Here is a 17,265-nt window from a genome sequence, read left to right on the forward strand (position 1 = left end):
GCGGAAGCCGCCCGCGGCGCGGCGCCGGCCGCCTTGCGGCCCGTGGTCATACCCCGCGTCCAGGACGGGAGCCGTGGCTCGCGGCCCGCGGGCCCCGGCGGCCGCGGCTCGGGCGGAAGCCGCCCGCGGCGCGGCGCCGGCCGCCTTGCGGCCCGTGGTCATACCCCGCGTCCAGGACGGGAGCCGTGGCTCGCGGCCCGCGGGCCCCGGCGGCCGCGGCTCGGGCCGGGGGGCCACCACGGTCGGCACGTACACCGGCGTGGTGCGACCCGCGGCGATGCGCCGGACGATCTCGCGGGCGTCGTAGGGACGTTGGTCGGGCCGTTTGGCCAGCAGGTCCAGGATGATCCGGTCGAGGTGGTCGGGCAGATCGGGCCGGTGCTCGCGCGGCGGGCGCGGCGGGGTGTCGCGGTGAGCGACGAGGACGGCCCAGCGGTCGTCCAGGTCGAACGGCGGGGCGCCGGTGGCGATCTCGTACAGCACGCACCCCAGCGAGTACAGGTCGCTGCGCCGGTCGACCTCCTCCCCGCCGATCTGCTCCGGCGACATGTAGTGCGGGGTGCCCAGGGCGATGCCGGTGCCGGTGAGCCGCGAGGAGACGCCGATGTCGTGACCGAGGCGGGCGATGCCGAAGTCGCAGATCTTCACCGTGCCCTCGGCCAGGCGCACGATGTTGGCCGGCTTGAGGTCACGGTGCACGACGCCCTGCCGATGGGTGTAGGCGAGGGCCGCGGCGACCTGGTCGGCGATCTCGACGACCTCGGGCACGGGCAGCGGCCGGCGCCCGTTGTCGTCCAGAAGCCGGCACAGGTTGCTGCCGTCCAGGAGTTCCATGACGAGGAAGAGGACGCCGTCGCTGTCGCCGAAGTCGTGGACGACGGTCACCCCGCGATGCTGGAGCCCGGCCGCCACCCGGCCCTCGCGCCGGAACCGCTCGCGCAGGATCCGCCCGGACGACGGATCGTGGTGCGGTCCGGCCCGTTTGAGACACTTCACGGCCACCTGGCGGCCCAGGGACTCGTCGCGCGCCCGCCACACCTCGCCCATCCCGCCGCGCCCGATGAGTTCGAGCAGCCGGTACCGGCCCTGGATCAGCCTGCTCTCCGCCATAGTGCCGCCGCCGCCCCCGTCGCTTCCCGGCCATCACCGGCTCGTCCAGTATGGCGGCCTATGGCCGGACTTTGTACGGTGCCGGACGGGCTTCGGGACCGAGCCTGGCCATGGCCCGCAGGATGTGCTTGGGCGGGAGCTGCCAGCGCAGACGTGCGGGAACACAGCGCAGCACGGCGCCGGCGGCACGCAACCGCCGGGTGACGGTGGCGGGTTCGGGGGCACGCCTGCCGTACAGCTCATGGGCGTAGGGGGGCAGCGAGGCGTACGCCAGATGCGCCACCCGCCGCCACAGCAGAGAGCGCGCCGGGACGAGCAACGGGTGGGTCGGCGGCCGGAGCAGGAAGTCGTCCACCGCGCGGGCCTCGGATCCGGCGGCGAGTTCGGGGCGCACCTTCTCGAAGTAGGCCCCCATGGCGGCCCGGTCGCCGGGCACGCTGTCCGGGTCGAGCCCCACCAGGCGGGCGCTGACGCGGTGTTCGCCGATGTAGCGGTCGGCGGCCGCGTCGGAGAGCGGGTAGCCGGAACGCCGCAGGACGTGCAGATAGGAGTCGATCTCGGCGCAGTGCACCCACAGCAGCAGTGCGGGTTCGTCGACCCCGTAGCGCTCCCCGGTGTCCGGGTCGGTCGCGGCGAGCAGACGGTGGATCCGGCGGACGCGGGCGCCCGCTTTCTCGGCGGCCTCGGCGGTGCCGTAGGTGGTGGTGCCGACGAAGTCGGCGGTGCGCATCAGCCGGCCCCACGCGTCGCGCCGGAAGTCGGAGTTCTGCATGACGCCGCGCACGGCTCGCGGGTGCAGCGCCTGGAGGTAGAGCGCCCGGATCCCGGCGACCCACATCATCGGGTCGCCGTGCGCCTGCCAGGTCACGCTCGTCGGGCCGAACAGCCCCGGGTCGGCCGTCATACCGGAAGTGTGACCGGACTCGCCGGTCGGCACCAGCCCACCGTCACGAACTGCACTGATGCCCAGCAGCTTCAGCAGCCGGAGCCGGAGGATGCGGTGTCAAGCCGGCTCGGACAGGACCGGGGCGACGGACGTATCGCCTCAGTCACTGCTGATCCTGCGGTGCCACGGCGGCCATCGCCTTGTCGACGGCCGCCGCGAAGGTGCCGCTGGAGCCGCTTTCGAGCCAGGCCTGCTGTGCGGCGACGAGGCAGCCGAACGCGGCCGCGGTGATCGCCCGCAGGGTCGGGTCCTCGGGCGGGCAGGGGGTTCCGGCCGCTTCGGCGCGTTCGCTCAGCGCTGCGACCACCACCTCCTGCATCTGCTGCTGCTTCTCCAGATAGCTGCCGAGCAGGTTCGGCGTATGGAAGATGACCCGCTGGATCGGCGCGGCGACGGAGTCCTTGTCGAGGCCGTCGACGTGCGGCACCAACAGATCGAAGATCGCGCGCAGCGACTGCCAGACGGGCTCACCGGCCGGGCGGGCACGCAGCCCCTGGAGCATTTCCTCGGCCAGATAGTCGACCTTGCCGACCACCAGGTCCTCCTTGGTGGGGAAGTACCGGAACACGCTCCGTTTCGACATTCCCACCGCCTCGGCGATGTCGTCGATCGTCGTCGCCTCGTAGCCGCGCTCGACGAACAGCGCGTTGGCGGCCTCCGTGATCTCGCGTCGTACCGCCTGCCGCGTGCGCTCCCTCAGTCCGGACTTCGTCTTCTCCATCACCGTCTCAGCGTATCACTCACAGCCATAGTTGACACTCGATGACATGTTTGTCATCGTGTGATGGCTGCCGGGGATCGCCCCGGCCACGGCGGAAGGACTCGATCGACGTGAGCAGGACGTGGTGCATCACGGGCGGGGCTGCCGTACTTCCGCCGGCGCTGGACGTGACCGACCGCGAGGTGGCCCGCTGCTGGTCGTCTACCACGCCGGCAAGTGGGGACTGGAGGCGTTCAGCGAGTCACTCGCCCAGGAGGTCGCCGGCTTCGGCGTCAAGGTGACCCTCGTCGAGCCCGGCTCCTGCGGCACGGACTGGGGCGGCGCGAGCGCGATGCGGGCCGAGGGCAAGCCGGCGTACCAGCCGGTGCGGCAGGCCATGGTCTCGGCCGCCGCGGACATGCCGCAGTACGACCCCGCCCACGTGGGCGCCGCGATCCTCACGGTCACGGACGCCGCCGAGCCGCCGCTGCGGGTCTTCTTCCGCAGTGCGCCCCTCGCGATCTCCGAGCAGGTCTACGCCTCGCGCCTTCAGACCTGGAGGAGGTACACCGCGGCCATCTCCGCTCTGGCCGAGGGCCGCTGATCCGGCCTCAGCACCTCACGGCGCCTGCCGAGAACACCCGAGACACCAAGACACCAAGATCAAGCGAATGAAAGGCAACGACATGTCCGGCAACACCAAGATCGCACTCGTCACCGGCGCCTCCTCCGGCATCGGCGCCGACACCGCTCTCCGCCTGCGGGAAGCGGGTCACACCGTCTACGGCGCCGCACGGCGTATCGAGCGGATGACCGCGCTGCGCGACGCGGGCGTGCGCGTCCTCAGCCTCGACGTCACCGACGAGGACTCCATCCGCAAGGCGATCGACACCATCATCCACGAGTCGGGCCGCATCGACGTCCTGGTCAACAACGCCGGCTACGGCTCCTACGGGTCCCTCGAAGACGTCCCCCTGGCCGAAGCCCGCGCCCAGATCGAGGTCAACGTCTTCGGCCTGGCCCACCTGACCCAGCTCGTGCTGCCCCACATGCGGGCCCGGCGCAGCGGCACGATCATCAACATCAGCTCCATGGGCGGCAAGCTGGTCACACCGCTGGGCGGTTGGTACCACGCCAGCAAGTACGCCGTCGAGGCGCTCAGCGACGCCCTGCGCATGGAGACCAAGCAGTTCGGGATCAACGTCGTGGTCGTCGAGCCCGGCTCGATCCGCACCGAATGGGGTGCCATCGCCGCCGAGACGCTCAAGGAGACCTCCAGCAAGGGCGCGTACGCCAACCTGGCCGAAGGCGTCGCCACGACCCTCGCCGCCAGCTCGCAGCCCGACGCGAAGATGACCTCCGCTCCGTCGGTCATCGGCAAGACCATCGTCAAGGCCGCAGGAGCCCGCCGCCCGCGCACCCGTTACCGGGTCGGCTTCGGCGCCGCCCCCATGATGTCCCTGCGCCGACTGCTCCCGGACCGCGCCTTCGACTTCGTCATCCGCCGCGCCTTCGGCATCTGACCCCCGTCCGAACCATCGGAACCCAGCTGATCCCGGAAGGGATCCGTGAAGGACACGACCATGTCAGCACCGACGCGAAGACCGGCAGGCCGCACCCGGAGCAACGAAGCAGCGCCACAGGCGGTATGACCAGGATCGACAGTTGACACAAGGCAACGCTCGTGACCTGCACTGATGCCAAGTAGCTTCAGCGACGTCGTGTTCGGTCCCCAAGTCAGCGTCCTCCGGCTGAGGAACAGCCCCGGCCGTGGTCTGTCAGCGGTCCGCCCTGACGGGCATGTCGGCTTCCGGTGCGGGACCACCGACGCGGCCGGGCTGAGCAACTGGCTCTCACTGATCAGCGCATTGGCATCACCGTCAAACCGACCGTGAACGCCGCGCCGGGCCAAAGTGTGTAGGTGTCTTGTCGTCACCTGAGCGTGTGGCAGGACGGTATCCGGGCCGGTCGGCGGCCATGGGCGTGCTGGGCTGGTCGCCGTGAGCGGCGCAAGCCCTACAACACCGACTTGTCCGATGAGCAGTGGGCGCTGGTCGAGCCGGTGACTACCGCGTGGGAGGCCGCGCAACCGTCGGTCAGCGGCCATCAGGGACGGTACGCGATGCGGGAGGTCGTCAACGCACTGCTCTGCCAGGGCCGCCCGGCTGCCAGTGGGACCTGCTCCCGCACGACTTCCCGCCGGCCCGGCGCGGTGAAGTACTACTTCTACACCTGGCGCGATGACGCTACCGACCAGACCATTCACGACCTGCTGTGCCGGGGCCGTCATCCGGGCCGGAGCCGGGTGGCAGACGACGCAGTGGCGTCCCATGTGTGTGCCCCCCGGGATGTCCGCACGCCCGGATGTGCCGCCACGGGGAGGTGGCGGCACATCCGACAGACGGACCGCCGGCTCAGGCCGGTGTCAGCTGCCATTGCTGGTTGGCGCCGTTGTTGGCGGTCCACTGCACGACGGCGGCTCCGTCGTTCTTCGACTGGCCGTTCACATCGGCCGCCAGGCCGCTGTCGTGGCTGACGATGGTGAAGTACCCGTCGCCGGTGGGCCGCACGTACCACTGCTGGTTGGTGCCGCCGGTGGCGGTCCACTGCTGGAGCTGGAGACCTGCGGTCGAGGAGAAGCCGTTGACGTCGAGCACCTTGCCGGTGGGGTTGTAGCGCAGGGTGAAGGCGCTGCCCGAGGCGCTGAGGGTCCAGGTCCCGCCGCCGGTCTGCTGGACGGCCTTGGCGCCGTCGGCGGTGGAGTTGCCGGCGATGGCCAGCGGCTTGCCACTGTTGCGGTTGACGATCCGGTAGGTGCCCGGCGCGGGGCTCGTGGAGCTGCCCAGGGTGAAGTACTCGACCGCGTCGCTGAACACGGTCGTTCCGGCTTTGCTGGTCGACAGGACGAGGTAGACCCGTGAGCCGGTGGACGGCGCGGTGAACGACACGGTCTGCGTCGCCTTCGAGCCGAGCGGGACGGTGAGGGTGGTGTTCCCGGAGGCGATCACCGGGCCGGTGGCGCTGTCGAGGTGGGCGCTCCAGGCGAAGCCCACGGCGGTGCCGGTGAAGTCGTCGTTGAACACCGAGATCGTACGGTTCACGGTGCTGTCGGCGGCGTATCCGGGGACCGCTTGCGGGAGCGGGAAGGTGCCGTTGGAGTCCGACACACCGGAGGCCGACCAGTAAGGCAGGTCGATCGCGGCCACGGGGTTGAACGCGGCCTGCACCCGCTGGAACTGCGGATTGTTCCACGGGTCGGAGAGGTTGTCGGCGCCGTAGACGGGATGGCCGCCCTCTTCGGGGGTGAAGTCGGTGGTGCGGACGCCGGGTATGACGCCCGCCCAGGCGGACAGCAGGGTGTAGGGGCGCAAGTCGCTGGCGTCCTTGCCGCGCTTGGCCACCATCGTGGTGGCGAACCACTCGAAGCCCTGCTTGGTGTTGCACTTCGGCCAGATGTACTCGCCCTCGCCGTCGGGCCGGCCGGGCACCGACACGACCTTCTCGCCGTAGGCGCCGAAGCCGTCCAAGTAGTGCCCGAAGACATCGAAGTTGGCGTACGTCATGGTGGGGTAGGGGTTGGCCGGAGCGCCGACCCACGCGTCGACGCTGACCGGCCGGGTGCCGTCGTTGCCGTTCATCGCCGCGTACAGGTCCTTCTCGAACTGCTCCGAGTCCATACCGCTGCTGCCGGGCTCGTTGCTCTGGCTCCAGCGGATGATCGCCGGGTGGTTGCGGTCGCGCAGGGTCAGCGCGCGGGCGTGGTCGACCATGTTGTCGTGCCCGGCGACGAAGTCCTGAAGGCTGTTGGAGCCGCGGATGCCGGTCTCGTCGATGATCATCAGGCCCATCTCGTCGGCCACGTCGAGCATGTAGGGGCTGGCCGGCTCCTGATGAATGCGGACCACGTTGTAGTTCAGCCGCTGGTAGTTGTCGACCGCCTGCGGCCAGCCGCCGTTGCCCGAGGAGGGCGCGAGGAAGCCGGGCAGGGTGTCGTAGGCGTCACCCTTGCCGCCGCTGTCGATGCGGTCGAAGTCCGCGCCCTGGAGGTTGTCGCCGCGGAAGTTCACCCGCACGCCGTTGAGGTAGTAGTACTCGCCGTTCTGGTTGCTCTCCCGGAATCCGAAGCGGTAGGTCGAGTCGCTGGTGCGGCCGTCGTCGGTCGCCGCGTGGACCGTCAGGCGGTGCAGTTGGGCGCGATACCCCTGCCGGTAGGGGACGTTGGGCCACCAGTACGAGGAGGAGCCCAAGTTCCACGCCACCGGCCCGACCGTCACCTTGACGGTCGAGTGGGCGGCCACGGTCACCGTGCTGCTCGGCAGCGCCGGGTAGTTGAACGACGTGGCGTTGTCCGATGCGAGCGAACCGGTCAGCGTCACCGTCCGCGCGGCGCCGGAGGCGTTGGTCACCGACGCGTCGTAGGTGAGGGTCTGATTGGCCACGGACGTGCGGATGAACGTGTCACTGACGTACACCGCCGGATACACGCGCAGGAACGCCGAACGGAAGATGCCCTGCGGCACGGCCTCGGCCCAGTCGGCCGCGTCGGGCACCAGATACCTGCCGTTCGCGGGGTTCTTCAGGGCCCCCCTGCCCTTCACATCGACCGTGATGGTGTGCGTGGTACCCGGTGCCGCGTACGCGCTGATGTCGAAGTTCGACGGCGTGAAGGCGGTGGTCCTGGTCGCCACCGTCCGCCCGTCGACCGACAGGGTCGCCTGGTGGTTCACCGCGCCGAACTCGATCCACGTGGACTGCGGCTGCCCGGAGTCCGGCACGGTGATGGTGCGGGAGTACACCGCCTCGTTCACATCGGTGAAGCCCTGCTTGTACCAGCCGCCGCCCGGCACGGTGATCGACGTCGCCGACCGGCCCGCCGGGGTGAACCCCCACGTGCCGGCCAGGTCGGTCGAGGCGATCGCGGCGTTGCCCGCGGTGAAGCCGTTGACGTCCGCCGCCGACGCGGCGGGGACGGCCGCCGTGGACGCCGTGGGCCGCGGACCTGCCGCCGTGGCCGGGTGCATGCCCACTACAGCGGTGAGCAGCACCGCGGCGGCCGCCATCACCGGCATGAAGCGTCGACGGCTCCGCAGCCGAATGTGTTGTCGCATGCCGCGAGCTCCTTCGTTGAAGGGTGGGGGGTCACGCTGCTTTCTTCGTGCTGTTCACGGTGCGACCCGGCCGAGGTGCGCGCCCGAGGTCGATGAGGTGTTGTCGCAGTGCGGGACGTCGCACGGCTACCGGTCGGTGAACGAGTTCCGGCTCGTCACCACGATCCGGTTCTGCTGGGGCAGCCTCCGGCGCGGGAGGCTTCGTCGTTCTCCGAGCACAGACGGTGGTGCCTGCGGCTGCATGTCGAAGGGTGTGCGATACAGCGGTGGGTGGGTGCCCAGGTCGAGGTGCGGGGTGCGCGCGGCGACCCGGCCGCCCACGACGTCGTCAGGGAGGATGACGGGCAGCGTGGCCGGCTGATCGGCCACGGCCTTGTGTGGCGGTGCGTGCCGCAGCCCGGTCTCCGGCTGCGGGCGGTGTGTTCACGGCCTGCGGGCGGTGTGTTCACGGGATGACCCGGTGGCAGCAGGAAGGGCTGCCGCCGGCGACACGACGCGTCCGCGGCTCCGTCGCCGTTCCGCCACACCGAACACAGCCGTCGGCTGCCATCAGATACTCCACTACGTTGTGGCGCCCGCCGGCCGGAGCCGGACGAGCTAGTGGCCCAGGATACGTCTGACTCATCAGTGGTACCGGTCCGGCCGGTCAAGCCTCGGCCGACAACGCGAACCGGTTTCGACCTCCGCAGCCCTGCGGTCGTTCCCGGTTACCAATGACAGCGCTCAGCCACGATCGACGTCAAGGGCAACAGATGTGCCTGTTCCAAGATCTTCGCCGCGGTGGACCGATCGGCGTCCAGACGGCGACTGTTTTACCTAATGGGCGACAGAGGTGCCAAATGAGTTCGACTCATCGCGGCTTGACGCTCGCTCAGCGGCATGTCCGGGGCGGTGAGCACGTCCTCGCCCGTACGCGCCCTAACGGGCGAGGAACGCGCTCAGTACCGCGCTGAGTTCGGCCGGAGCATCCATGGCTACGAGAGGGCGGTGTGAGGCTTGGTGTCCGGTTCTTCATGTCGTGCGGGACAAGCGGGCAGGTCGTGGTGACGTCGGTCCACTACGGTCAAGGCTGGGTGAACAAACCCTCCTCGGTCTCGGTCAGGATCCCGCGGTCGGTCAGCCGCTCGACCTCAAGCGGGCGTTGTTGACGTTGTTGGGCGCGACCGGCAGGTCCATCGCCCGGCAGGCGATCCAAGTGGTGCGGTGGCAACACGACTTGAGCACCAGGAAGCTGACCGTCGAGCGCGTCTACCTGATCACCGGCCTGAGCGTCTTCGACGCCACCTGCACTGAACTCGCCACCTGGATCAGAGTCCACCGGGGCATCGAAAACCACCTGCACCACGTCCGGGACCGCACGTTCCGCGAGGACGGTTCCAAGATCCGCACCGGCACCCTGCCCCGCGCCATGGCCTCCCTTCGCAACGTCGCCATTTCCGTCTTCCGCCAGGGCGGCCAAACCAACATCGCCGCCGCCCTCCGCCACACCGGCCGCGACTGCCGCCGGCCCCCGCAAGGCCTCGGCCGCACGTCACGGACCCGGACAGATCTCGATCACGCAATGACCCTGCACGTGCTACGCGACTGCCTTGGTGCCGCGTGCGGCTCGTTCACGCCGATCGGCAGCGTTGAGGTAATCGAGGTCGGCCGTGGTGCCGAACCTGATCTCCGCGAGTTCCCTGCGCAGACGGTCACTATTGGCCGTGACATTGGAGTGCGGGGTTTCGGCCGGTTACCGGTGGCAGCCGGTTGCAGTCCGGCAAGGCTGTTCTCGATCGGGGGGGCCGGAACACCACGTTGCGGTACGGGGCGATGCTGACCTGCGGCGCCTCACGACGCCCGCCTGACGTTCACATCGAGCCGTTCGGCACGCCCGCAAGGGCGGTGCTGCGGCCGCGGCTCAGTGACGGTGCTCCCAGGGCACCATCGGTCATGACATGGGATCTCCGTGGGGCAGATCGACTGTCCTGATCGCCTTCCTCGTTTCACTGCGAGCGTGAACAGTCCATTGAAGTCGACGCATTGATATGGCATCTTCACCCCGCAGTGGACACAGCGCGCCATACATCCCATCACTGAAGTGCTTGGTCTGATCTCACTTCATTGCGCACGCCACCATTCAGGCACTCTCGCTCTTCCCATCGGGAGGTTCACCATGCCGATGTCGAGATCAACGCCAGGACACGCCGAAGCGGGGAGGGCGGGAACGAGGCGGTGGCGGTCGTGGATGGCGGCGGTGGCAGCCGGCGCGGCGGTCCTCGCTTCGATGTTCTTGGCGGCACCGGCGTCAGCCCTGCCGGCGTCAGGCGCCGCCGCGCCGCTGGCCGCCCAGAGCAATCCGTACCAGCGCGGCCCTGATCCCACCGTGACCGGTATCGAGGCGTCGCGCGGTCCGTTCGCCACGGCGCATATGGGTGTGGCGCCGGGCAACGGGTTCAACGGCGGAGTGGTCCACTACCCGACGGACACCAGTCTGGGCACGTGGGGAGCGTTGGCGATCGTGCCGGGGTACACGGCGCGGTGCGCCGACGAGGAGGCGTGGATGGGGCCGTGGCTCTCCTCGTTCGGGTTCGTGGTGATCTGCATCGAGACCAACAGCCGTACCGACGGGGCCGACGCCCGGGCCGCCGAACTGCTGGCGGGGCTGAAGTGGCTGACCACGCAGAGCCCGGTCAGGGCGGAGATCGACCCGAATCGGCTGTCCGTACTGGGGCACTCCGCAGGCGGAGCCGGAGCGATCATCGCGGCGGAACGCCAGCCGTCGCTGAAGGCGATGATCGGCCTTGCTCCGGGGTTCCCCGGCAACGGCCTGAGCATGGCCACCGACAGGGTGCCGAGTCTGGTCATCGGCGGCCAGAACGACACGGTCGTCACCCCGTCGTATCTCAGCGGTCTGTACGCCACGCTGCCGGGCACCACGCAGAGCGGTTTCGCCCAGATCGCCGGAGCGGACCACGTGTACTACACCCGTCCGAACAACGTGGAGATGAAGCTGCTGATCCCGTGGCTGAAGGTGTTCGTGGACAACGACACCCGCTACACGCAGTTCCTCTGCCCGGCCCTGCCGGACCCCTCCACCGTCTCGGTCTACCAGCCGAAGTGCCCCTACGTGCCCCCGAGCGGCCCGACGCCGCCGCCGACGCCTGCCGGCGGTGAGCCTGTCCACGCCGTGGGTGCGGGCAAGTGCCTGGACGTACCGGATCAGCGCACGACAGCGGGCACGCAGGTGCAGATTCACACCTGCGACGGCGGGGCCAACCAGTTGTGGTCGCGTACTTCCTCCGGTCGGCTGACGGTGTACAGCGGTAGCTCGACCATGTGCTTGGACGCCGACGCGCAGGGCGCCGGTCCGGGTACGAAGGTGCAGATCTGGCCATGCAACGGCGGGTCGAACCAGCAGTGGAATGTGAACGCGAACGGCACGATCACCGGGGCACAGTCCGGGCTGTGCCTGGACGTAGCCGGCGGAGCCACCGCGAACGGCGCCTTGGTCGAACTGTGGACCTGCAACGGTGGGGCCAACCAGCACTGGACACTCGGAAGCCGGATGGGCGGCGCCGCTTCACCCGGGCAACCGAATGGCTGGGGCAAGTTCCCTGAAGGCATCAGGACCCAAGACCGGCAGGGACCCGCGGCCGTGCTTCGACAACGCGCGCTTTCGCGGGTTCCGGCTGAGTGACTTCTCGGCGGCCAACATTACGACGGTCCCGACGGGTCGATCGTCGCCGGGCCGGCCTCCTTGGTGGCCGCGACGATCAGCCCGACGCAGACCCGACGCAGACCCGCGGCGAGCCTGCGAAGGGACTACACGCGCAGAAGGGAGAACCGATGGGAAACCCGATCGACAACACACGTGGAAAGCCGGCCACGATGACCAGACTGCTGGCGGTGTTCGCACTCGCCGCAGGAATTCTGGCGGCCGGTCCGAACCAGGCACACGCTTCCACATCGCAGTTCAGAGGAGTGAACTGGGCCGACCAGAGAGACAACTTCGTCAACGGCGTACTGTACCCGTCCGGGCTCGGCGCGTCGGACACCTACTCATCGGCTTCCGCCGTGGCGGACCAGGTTGTTGGCCAGATGTACGCGGCGACGGGCGCCAACACCGTGCGCATGCCTGTCAACGAGCCCACTGTCGCCGGCTACTGGAACACCTACACCGGGGCGATCGACACGGCCCTCACCAAGGGAAACGTGATCCTCGCCTACTGGGCGTACACCGGCGGCAAGCCGGCGAGCACCGCCGGGTTCAACCAGATGTGGGACAAGGTCGTACAGAAGTACGGCTCCAACCCCAAGGCCTACTTCGAGGTCGTCAACGAGCCGTACGGTTACAGCACGACCAGCCTGGACGACATGTACAGCGGCTGGTTGGCCAGGTACCCCTCCGTACCGCGCTCCAGGGTGATCCTCGACGGCGCCGGGCTGGCCCAGGACGTCGCGGCAGTTGGACGCGACAGCCGCTTGGACGGCACTTTCCTGGCGGTGCACGACTACTCGTTCTTCGCGGGATACGAGGGCGAGACCGAGTGGGCGAACCACCTCGCCGGCTACATCGGCGGATACGCCGCCCGTACGATCGCCACCGAGTGGGGCGGCCCGATGGGCCCGGGCAGCAAGAACGGCGTCCACTACAACACCATCGACTACAGCATTCCCAGTGGCTCGTTCTTCGCCGACTACGTCCGGGGTGTCAGTAGCGAACTGCGCAGCCTCGGCATGGGGAGCGTCTACTGGCCGGGTCTGCGCGACGGCGACTGGTACAGCATGACCAGCAAGAGCGGCACCGGCTCGGGCATCAAGCTGTCTCTGGTGAACGCCTCGGGACTGACCCGCCTGCAGTACGCCTGGGGGATCGGCAACGGCGGCGGCACATACGTGCGGATCACCAACGCCGCCACCGGCCTGTACATCGACGGAGAGGGCCGCACGGCCAGTGGGGCCACCGTCGGCGAAGCCGGCGGCAGCAGCAACCGGGACGAGCAGCAGTGGATCGTCGAGAACGATGGATCCTACGTGCGCATCAAGAACCGGGCAACCGGCCTGTACCTGGACGGGGCGGGCCACACCTCGGACGGATCCGCGGTCACCCAATACGGTGACAGCAACAGCACGAGCCAGCAGTGGTCGGTGCTGACCGACGCCGACAACGTGCGCATCAAGAACCGCACCACCGGCAAGTACATCGACGGCATGGGCCGCACCGGCAATGGATCTGATCTGGGCCAGTGGAGTGACAGCAACAGCACGAACCAGCGGTGGCGGATCGTGGCCGCCGGTTGACCACCACCCGCATCGCCTGCCGCGTACCAACGGCGAGCGCTTCAACCGGCGCCGGTACGTGGCAGGCGATGAACGCATACCGCGCAGACTTGTCCATGGTCAGCTTGATCCTCGCCCGGTGAGCCGCACGCCCGTGCGGGGAGTGTAAATCTGACGGCGGATCCGACAACCATGGAGAGGCGCCAAGTGACGGACGCCGCCGTGGAGTTGGAGACCATAGAGCCTGTCGAGAGTACCCAGTCCGGACAGCCTGTGCCCATGCCCGACGAGTAGTGGTCGCGATGCTGGTGGAGCGGGCAGGGTGGGCTGCTGCAACAGCTGACCAAGCGGGTCTTGGGACCTTCCCTGGAAGGTGAGATTACCGATCACCTCGGCTACGAGAAGCACGAAGCTGCTGGCCGGGGGCAGCGGCAATTCCCGCAACGGGGGCCGGGGCCAGGTGTGGCTCCAGATCGAGGCATCGGCCGTCGCGGGCACCTACGCGGCCCTCGTGGCCACGGCACGAGCGGCAGTAGGCGCGCGGATGACTCTCGCCTGGCAGCAGCAGCAGCCGATCATCACCGACAGCGGCATGAACCTCGGCGTACCGTATCCCCGGAATCGATCGAACGCTGTCCGAGCCACGAGCCTCGAGATGATGCGCCATCACCTCTGAGAATGGACACCGATCTTGGTGCCAACCATCCCTCTTTTGCACCAACTAAAAATCCTCGTCACAGCGGGCTAGCGCCGTACCCGTGGCATCCCCAGGCCGATCCAGGAAATGATCTCCCGCTGGATCTCGTTGTTGCCGCCGCCGAAGGTGAAGATCACGGCGGAACGGTAGCCGCGTTCGAGCTCGCCGTGCAGGACGGCGCCCGCCGAGCCCTCCTGGAGTGCACCGGGCGCCGCGACGACCTCCATCAGCCAGCCGTAGGCGTCCCGGCGGGCCTCGGAGCCGTAGACCTTGACGGCGGAGGCGTCCTGCGGGGTGAGGGTCCCGTTCTGGAGGGCGCCGACCATCTGCCAGTTCAGGAGCTTGAGCGCGTCGAGTTTCACATGGGTCTGGGCCAGCCGTCGGCGCACCCAGGGCAGGTCGACCACCCGGCGGCCGTCGGCGAGCTTGGTCTCGCCCGCCCAGCGCTGGACGTCGTGCAGCGCGCGGATCGCCATCGTGCCGTGCGCGGCGAGGGTCACGCGTTCGTGGTTGAGCTGGTTGGTGATCAGCCGCCAGCCCTGGTTCTCGGCGCCCACCCGCCGTGAGACGGGGACGCGGACGTTCTCGTAGTAGCTGGCGGTGGTGTCGTGCGAGGCGAGCGTGCGGATGACGGTGCAGGAGTAGCCGGGGTCGGTGGTCGGCACCAGGAGCATGGTGATGCCCTTGTGCGGCGGGGCCTCGGGATCGGTGCGCACGGCGAGCCACACCCAGTCGGCGGTGTCGCCGTTGGTCGTCCAGATCTTCTGCCCGTGGACGACGTACTCGTCGCCCTCCCGCACCGCGCGCGTCTTGAGCGCGGCCAGGTCGGTCCCCGCGTCGGGCTCGCTGTAGCCGATGGCGAAGTCGATCTCGCCGGCCAGGATCTTCGGCAGGAAGTACGACTTCTGCTCGTCGGTGCCGTAGCGCATGATCGTCGGTCCGACGGTGTTCAGCGCCATGAGGGGCAGCGGCACACCGGCCTGGGCGGCCTCGTCGAAGAAGACGAACTGCTCGATGGGCGTCAGCCCGCGTCCCCCGTATTCCTTCGGCCAGCCGACGCCGAGCCAGCCGTCCTCACCGAGGCGCCGGATGGTCTTGCGGTAGAAACGCTTGGCCGCGACGGGGTCGGCATGCCGCGCGTAGGCGTTGCCCGGGACCAACTCGGCGAAATAGGACCGCAGTTCGGTGCGCAGCCGCAGTTGCTCGGGCGTGTGGTCGAGGTGCACGGCGCCTCCAGGCTCCCCAAGGCCGGTGTCCTGACGGCGCACACCGTAGAACGTGTTCCAGAAATTGGGAATGGCGAGGGAGCGGGAAGCGCGTAAAAGGGAGCGGCGGCGGCGAGGCCGTTGCTCCGCCCGGCCGTCCCGGCGGCCCGGATGTCTCAGCTGCTCAGCTGCTCAGCGCAGCGTTGCGATGAATTCGGTGCAGGCCTTGGCGCAGGCGCGACACGCGGCCGCGCTCTCCTCGGCTCCCGGCTGGCGGTCGAAGACGTGCGCGCACTCCAGGCAGACCGTCCGGCACCACTCCAGCTGGGCCCGGATGCCGGCCTCGTCCGTAGCGCTCTCCTCGGACAGCACGCGACAGGTCGCGTCGCAGACCTCCGCGCACATGATGCCCTTGCGTCGCACCAGTTCCTGGTGTTCCCTGTCGTCCGGATCCACGAGGCTCGCGCGCAGGGCACTGGCCCGCGCGCACTCGGTGCACGCCTGGGCGCAGGCGAAGCGGTCCTCCAGGAACCGGAACAGTTCCTGTTGGGATGTCGTCGTAGTCACACGGGGCGGGTAGCCGGGGAGCCCGGCGGCAAACCCGCCGAGGCCGCCGAGGCCCGAAGCCGCAGAGACCGCCGAGGCCCCGAAGCCGACACACCCCTATGGACGATTCGTCACCTTTTATATGGGTATTCACCTGGTATGACTACCGCAAGCCAACAGCTGGCCGCCGCGAGCGGCCTGCTCAGTCTCGGGCTGTTCGTGGTCGGCATGGCCCTCCTCGCCGTGCTCGGCGGCGGCTTCTGGCTGGGCGCGCGCGTCAAGTCGCGCGAGTCGGCACGGCCGCGCCCCGAGGAACAGCCGCATCTGCCGCCGGGCGGCGCCGTGCACGAGATCCGCGAGAACCGGGAACCCGACGAGGTGCCCCGGACGGCGGAGGGCGGCCGTCCCCTCACCCCGTACGAACTGACCAACATGCAGACCCGGCCGAGCACGGACAAGAAACGTCCGCGCTGGAGCCGGGGCAGCAGCGGCTCGTTCGGCGGGGGCGGTCTGGGCGCCCACTGAGCCGTTCCCCGAACGGCCGTACCCTCCTCACCGCGGTGGCCGAAGCGGCCCTCACCGGGCCGCTTCGGCCACCGCAAGCGCCTGCTCCGCGTACGGACGGCCGAACAGCACCGCGTGGACGAGCAGAGGGAAGAGCTGGTGCAGTCCGACGCACTCGGGCCATCCGTCGGCGAGCGGCGCCGCTTCCCGGTAGCCGGCCAGCACCTCTTCCAGATGCGGGCAGCCGAACAGGCGCAGCATCGCCAGGTCCGTCTCCCGGTGACCGCCGTGGGCGGCCGGGTCGATGACGCAGGCGTCGCCGTCCGCACCCCAGAGCACATTGCCGCTCCACAGGTCGCCGTGCAGACGGGCGGGTCGTTCGGGCGGCCCGGCCAGGTGCGGCAGACGCAGGCACAGGCGCTCGATCCGGGACGCCTCGGCCAGGCTGAGGGCGGCGGCGTCCACGGCCGAGCGGAGGTAGGGCAGCACCCTCTGTTCCGCGTACCAGAGCGGCCAGTCGTCGCCGGTCACGTTGCGCATGGGAGCCCGGCCGACGTACGCGTCCCGCGGACCTCCGGGCGGGCCGGCGCCGAACGCCGGAGCACCGGAGGCGTGCAGGGCCGCCAGGTCACGGCCCAGTCGCCGGGCCGCTTCGGCGCTCGGCGCGCCGGTCGGGACGCGCTCGGTCACCAGCCACCGCTCGTCGTGTCCGCGCACGGCCGGAACGCGAACGGTCCCCGAGCCGGCCAGCCAGCGCAGCCCGGCCGCCTCGGCCGCGGTCGCGCCGGGGCCGTCGCCCCGCTTCACCATCACCACGTGCCCGTCGTCGAGGACGACCTCCGTCAGCGTCCCGGAGAGCGGCCGCTCCCGGCGGGGTGAGACCCCGGTGTGCCGGGCCGCCGCCGCGCCGGAAGCCGAGGCGCGCGCGGTCATACGACGGCCTCCTCGGCGCGCGCGCAGCGGGACGCCGCCGGTCGGGTCGGGACGGGACGCGGGGACACGCCGGCCAGCCTACGCACGGCGCACGGCCCGCGGCGCGCGGGCCGGACCGTGACGAACGCGCACGCCCGCACTCCCACCTCGGCGAAACCGGGGAGCCGGCGCCCGGGCGTCCCGGCCGTCGTCGCCGGTGACCGCCTCCGCCGGAGCGGCTTCACGCGCGGGGCGGCGCCCCGGACCAGGCGACG

15 protein-coding genes are annotated in these 17,265 nt (G+C 69.7%); 7 read left to right on the forward strand and 8 right to left on the reverse strand.

Annotated features, from left to right (window positions below):
• The 3 genes from BG482_RS38875 to BG482_RS38885 all read right to left on the reverse strand — a co-directional run.
• Positions 1-1,110 (reverse strand): serine/threonine-protein kinase (locus tag BG482_RS38875; protein WP_141746718.1); only part of this gene is annotated, 1,110 nt, incomplete at its 3' end.
• Positions 1,111-1,168: 58 nt separating this feature from the next.
• Entirely contained in the window at positions 1,169-2,014 is an 846-nt protein-coding gene (locus tag BG482_RS38880) for an oxygenase MpaB family protein (RefSeq protein ID WP_069773938.1), read from the reverse strand.
• A 145-nt stretch (positions 2,015-2,159) separates the two neighbouring features.
• A complete protein-coding gene (locus BG482_RS38885; protein WP_069773939.1) occupies positions 2,160-2,777 on the reverse strand; it encodes a TetR/AcrR family transcriptional regulator in 618 nt (205 codons plus the stop codon).
• Positions 2,778-2,898: 121 nt separating this feature from the next.
• On the opposite strand from BG482_RS38885, the gene BG482_RS38890 reads away from it, so the two are divergent.
• Positions 2,899-3,360: an SDR family NAD(P)-dependent oxidoreductase gene (locus BG482_RS38890; protein ID WP_256096609.1), complete on the forward strand. Its 462-nt coding sequence runs from the start codon at positions 2,899-2,901 to the stop codon at positions 3,358-3,360.
• A 67-nt stretch (positions 3,361-3,427) separates the two neighbouring features.
• Positions 3,428-4,279, forward strand: coding sequence for an oxidoreductase (locus BG482_RS38895; RefSeq protein WP_256096610.1), 852 nt, complete (start codon positions 3,428-3,430; stop codon positions 4,277-4,279).
• A gap of 891 nt (positions 4,280-5,170) precedes the next feature.
• On the opposite strand, the gene BG482_RS42055 is transcribed toward BG482_RS38895, so the two are convergent.
• Both BG482_RS42055 and BG482_RS38905 read right to left on the reverse strand, forming a co-directional pair.
• Positions 5,171-7,864, reverse strand: coding sequence for an RICIN domain-containing protein (locus tag BG482_RS42055; protein ID WP_079142680.1), 2,694 nt, complete (start codon positions 7,862-7,864; stop codon positions 5,171-5,173).
• A 126-nt stretch (positions 7,865-7,990) separates the two neighbouring features.
• The gene (locus BG482_RS38905) at positions 7,991-8,233 is read right to left on the reverse strand and encodes a hypothetical protein (RefSeq protein ID WP_069773941.1); all 243 of its coding nucleotides are present in this window, start codon (positions 8,231-8,233) and stop codon (positions 7,991-7,993) included.
• 649 nt (positions 8,234-8,882) lie between these two features.
• On the opposite strand from BG482_RS38905, the gene BG482_RS44445 reads away from it, so the two are divergent.
• The 4 genes from BG482_RS44445 (at position 8,883) to BG482_RS46370 (ending at position 13,802) form a co-directional block, all read left to right on the forward strand.
• Positions 8,883-9,683, forward strand: a complete 801-nt coding sequence (locus tag BG482_RS44445) for a transposase (protein ID WP_176741576.1) — start codon at positions 8,883-8,885, stop codon at positions 9,681-9,683.
• Between the two features lie 546 nt (positions 9,684-10,229).
• Entirely contained in the window at positions 10,230-11,543 is a 1,314-nt protein-coding gene (locus tag BG482_RS38915; RefSeq protein WP_256096611.1) for an RICIN domain-containing protein, read from the forward strand.
• A 191-nt stretch (positions 11,544-11,734) separates the two neighbouring features.
• Positions 11,735-13,147 carry a ricin-type beta-trefoil lectin domain protein gene (locus BG482_RS38920; protein ID WP_256096612.1) on the forward strand — a complete coding sequence of 471 codons (1,413 nt, stop codon included), beginning with the start codon at positions 11,735-11,737 and terminating at the stop codon, positions 13,145-13,147.
• 352 nt (positions 13,148-13,499) lie between these two features.
• Positions 13,500-13,802: a hypothetical protein gene (locus BG482_RS46370; RefSeq protein WP_069773945.1), complete on the forward strand. Its 303-nt coding sequence runs from the start codon at positions 13,500-13,502 to the stop codon at positions 13,800-13,802.
• A 68-nt stretch (positions 13,803-13,870) separates the two neighbouring features.
• Here BG482_RS46370 and BG482_RS38930 read toward each other — a convergent pair whose 3' ends face one another.
• The gene (locus BG482_RS38930) at positions 13,871-15,049 is read right to left on the reverse strand and encodes an acyl-CoA dehydrogenase family protein (protein WP_069773946.1); all 1,179 of its coding nucleotides are present in this window, start codon (positions 15,047-15,049) and stop codon (positions 13,871-13,873) included.
• 171 nt (positions 15,050-15,220) lie between these two features.
• Positions 15,221-15,595 carry a four-helix bundle copper-binding protein gene (locus tag BG482_RS38935; RefSeq protein WP_069773947.1) on the reverse strand — a complete coding sequence of 125 codons (375 nt, stop codon included), beginning with the start codon at positions 15,593-15,595 and terminating at the stop codon, positions 15,221-15,223.
• Between the two features lie 138 nt (positions 15,596-15,733).
• On the opposite strand from BG482_RS38935, the gene BG482_RS38940 reads away from it, so the two are divergent.
• Positions 15,734-16,099, forward strand: a complete 366-nt coding sequence (locus tag BG482_RS38940) for a DUF6479 family protein (RefSeq protein ID WP_069773948.1) — start codon at positions 15,734-15,736, stop codon at positions 16,097-16,099.
• A gap of 51 nt (positions 16,100-16,150) precedes the next feature.
• Here the strand turns inward: BG482_RS38940 and BG482_RS38945 are convergent, their stop codons facing one another.
• Positions 16,151-17,011, reverse strand: a complete 861-nt coding sequence (locus BG482_RS38945; protein WP_069773949.1) for a fructosamine kinase family protein — start codon at positions 17,009-17,011, stop codon at positions 16,151-16,153.
• Positions 17,012-17,265 lie beyond the last annotated feature (254 nt).

Origin of the sequence: Streptomyces sp. LUP30 (assembly GCF_001746365.1) — a bacterium.
Taxonomy (GTDB): Bacteria; Actinomycetota; Actinomycetes; order Streptomycetales; family Streptomycetaceae; genus Streptomyces.

Coding starts and splice junctions, on each gene's coding strand:
- BG482_RS38880 (WP_069773938.1), bottom strand. CDS start 2,014: ATGACGGCCGACCCGGGGCTGTTCGGCCCGACGAGCGTGACCTGGCAG.
- BG482_RS38885 (WP_069773939.1), bottom strand. CDS start 2,777: ATGGAGAAGACGAAGTCCGGACTGAGGGAGCGCACGCGGCAGGCGGTA.
- BG482_RS38895 (WP_256096610.1), top strand. CDS start 3,428: ATGAAAGGCAACGACATGTCCGGCAACACCAAGATCGCACTCGTCACC.
- BG482_RS42055 (WP_079142680.1), bottom strand. CDS start 7,864: ATGCGACAACACATTCGGCTGCGGAGCCGTCGACGCTTCATGCCGGTG.
- BG482_RS38920 (WP_256096612.1), top strand. CDS start 11,735: ATGACCAGACTGCTGGCGGTGTTCGCACTCGCCGCAGGAATTCTGGCG.
- BG482_RS38940 (WP_069773948.1), top strand. CDS start 15,734: ATGACTACCGCAAGCCAACAGCTGGCCGCCGCGAGCGGCCTGCTCAGT.
- BG482_RS38945 (WP_069773949.1), bottom strand. CDS start 17,011: ATGACCGCGCGCGCCTCGGCTTCCGGCGCGGCGGCGGCCCGGCACACC.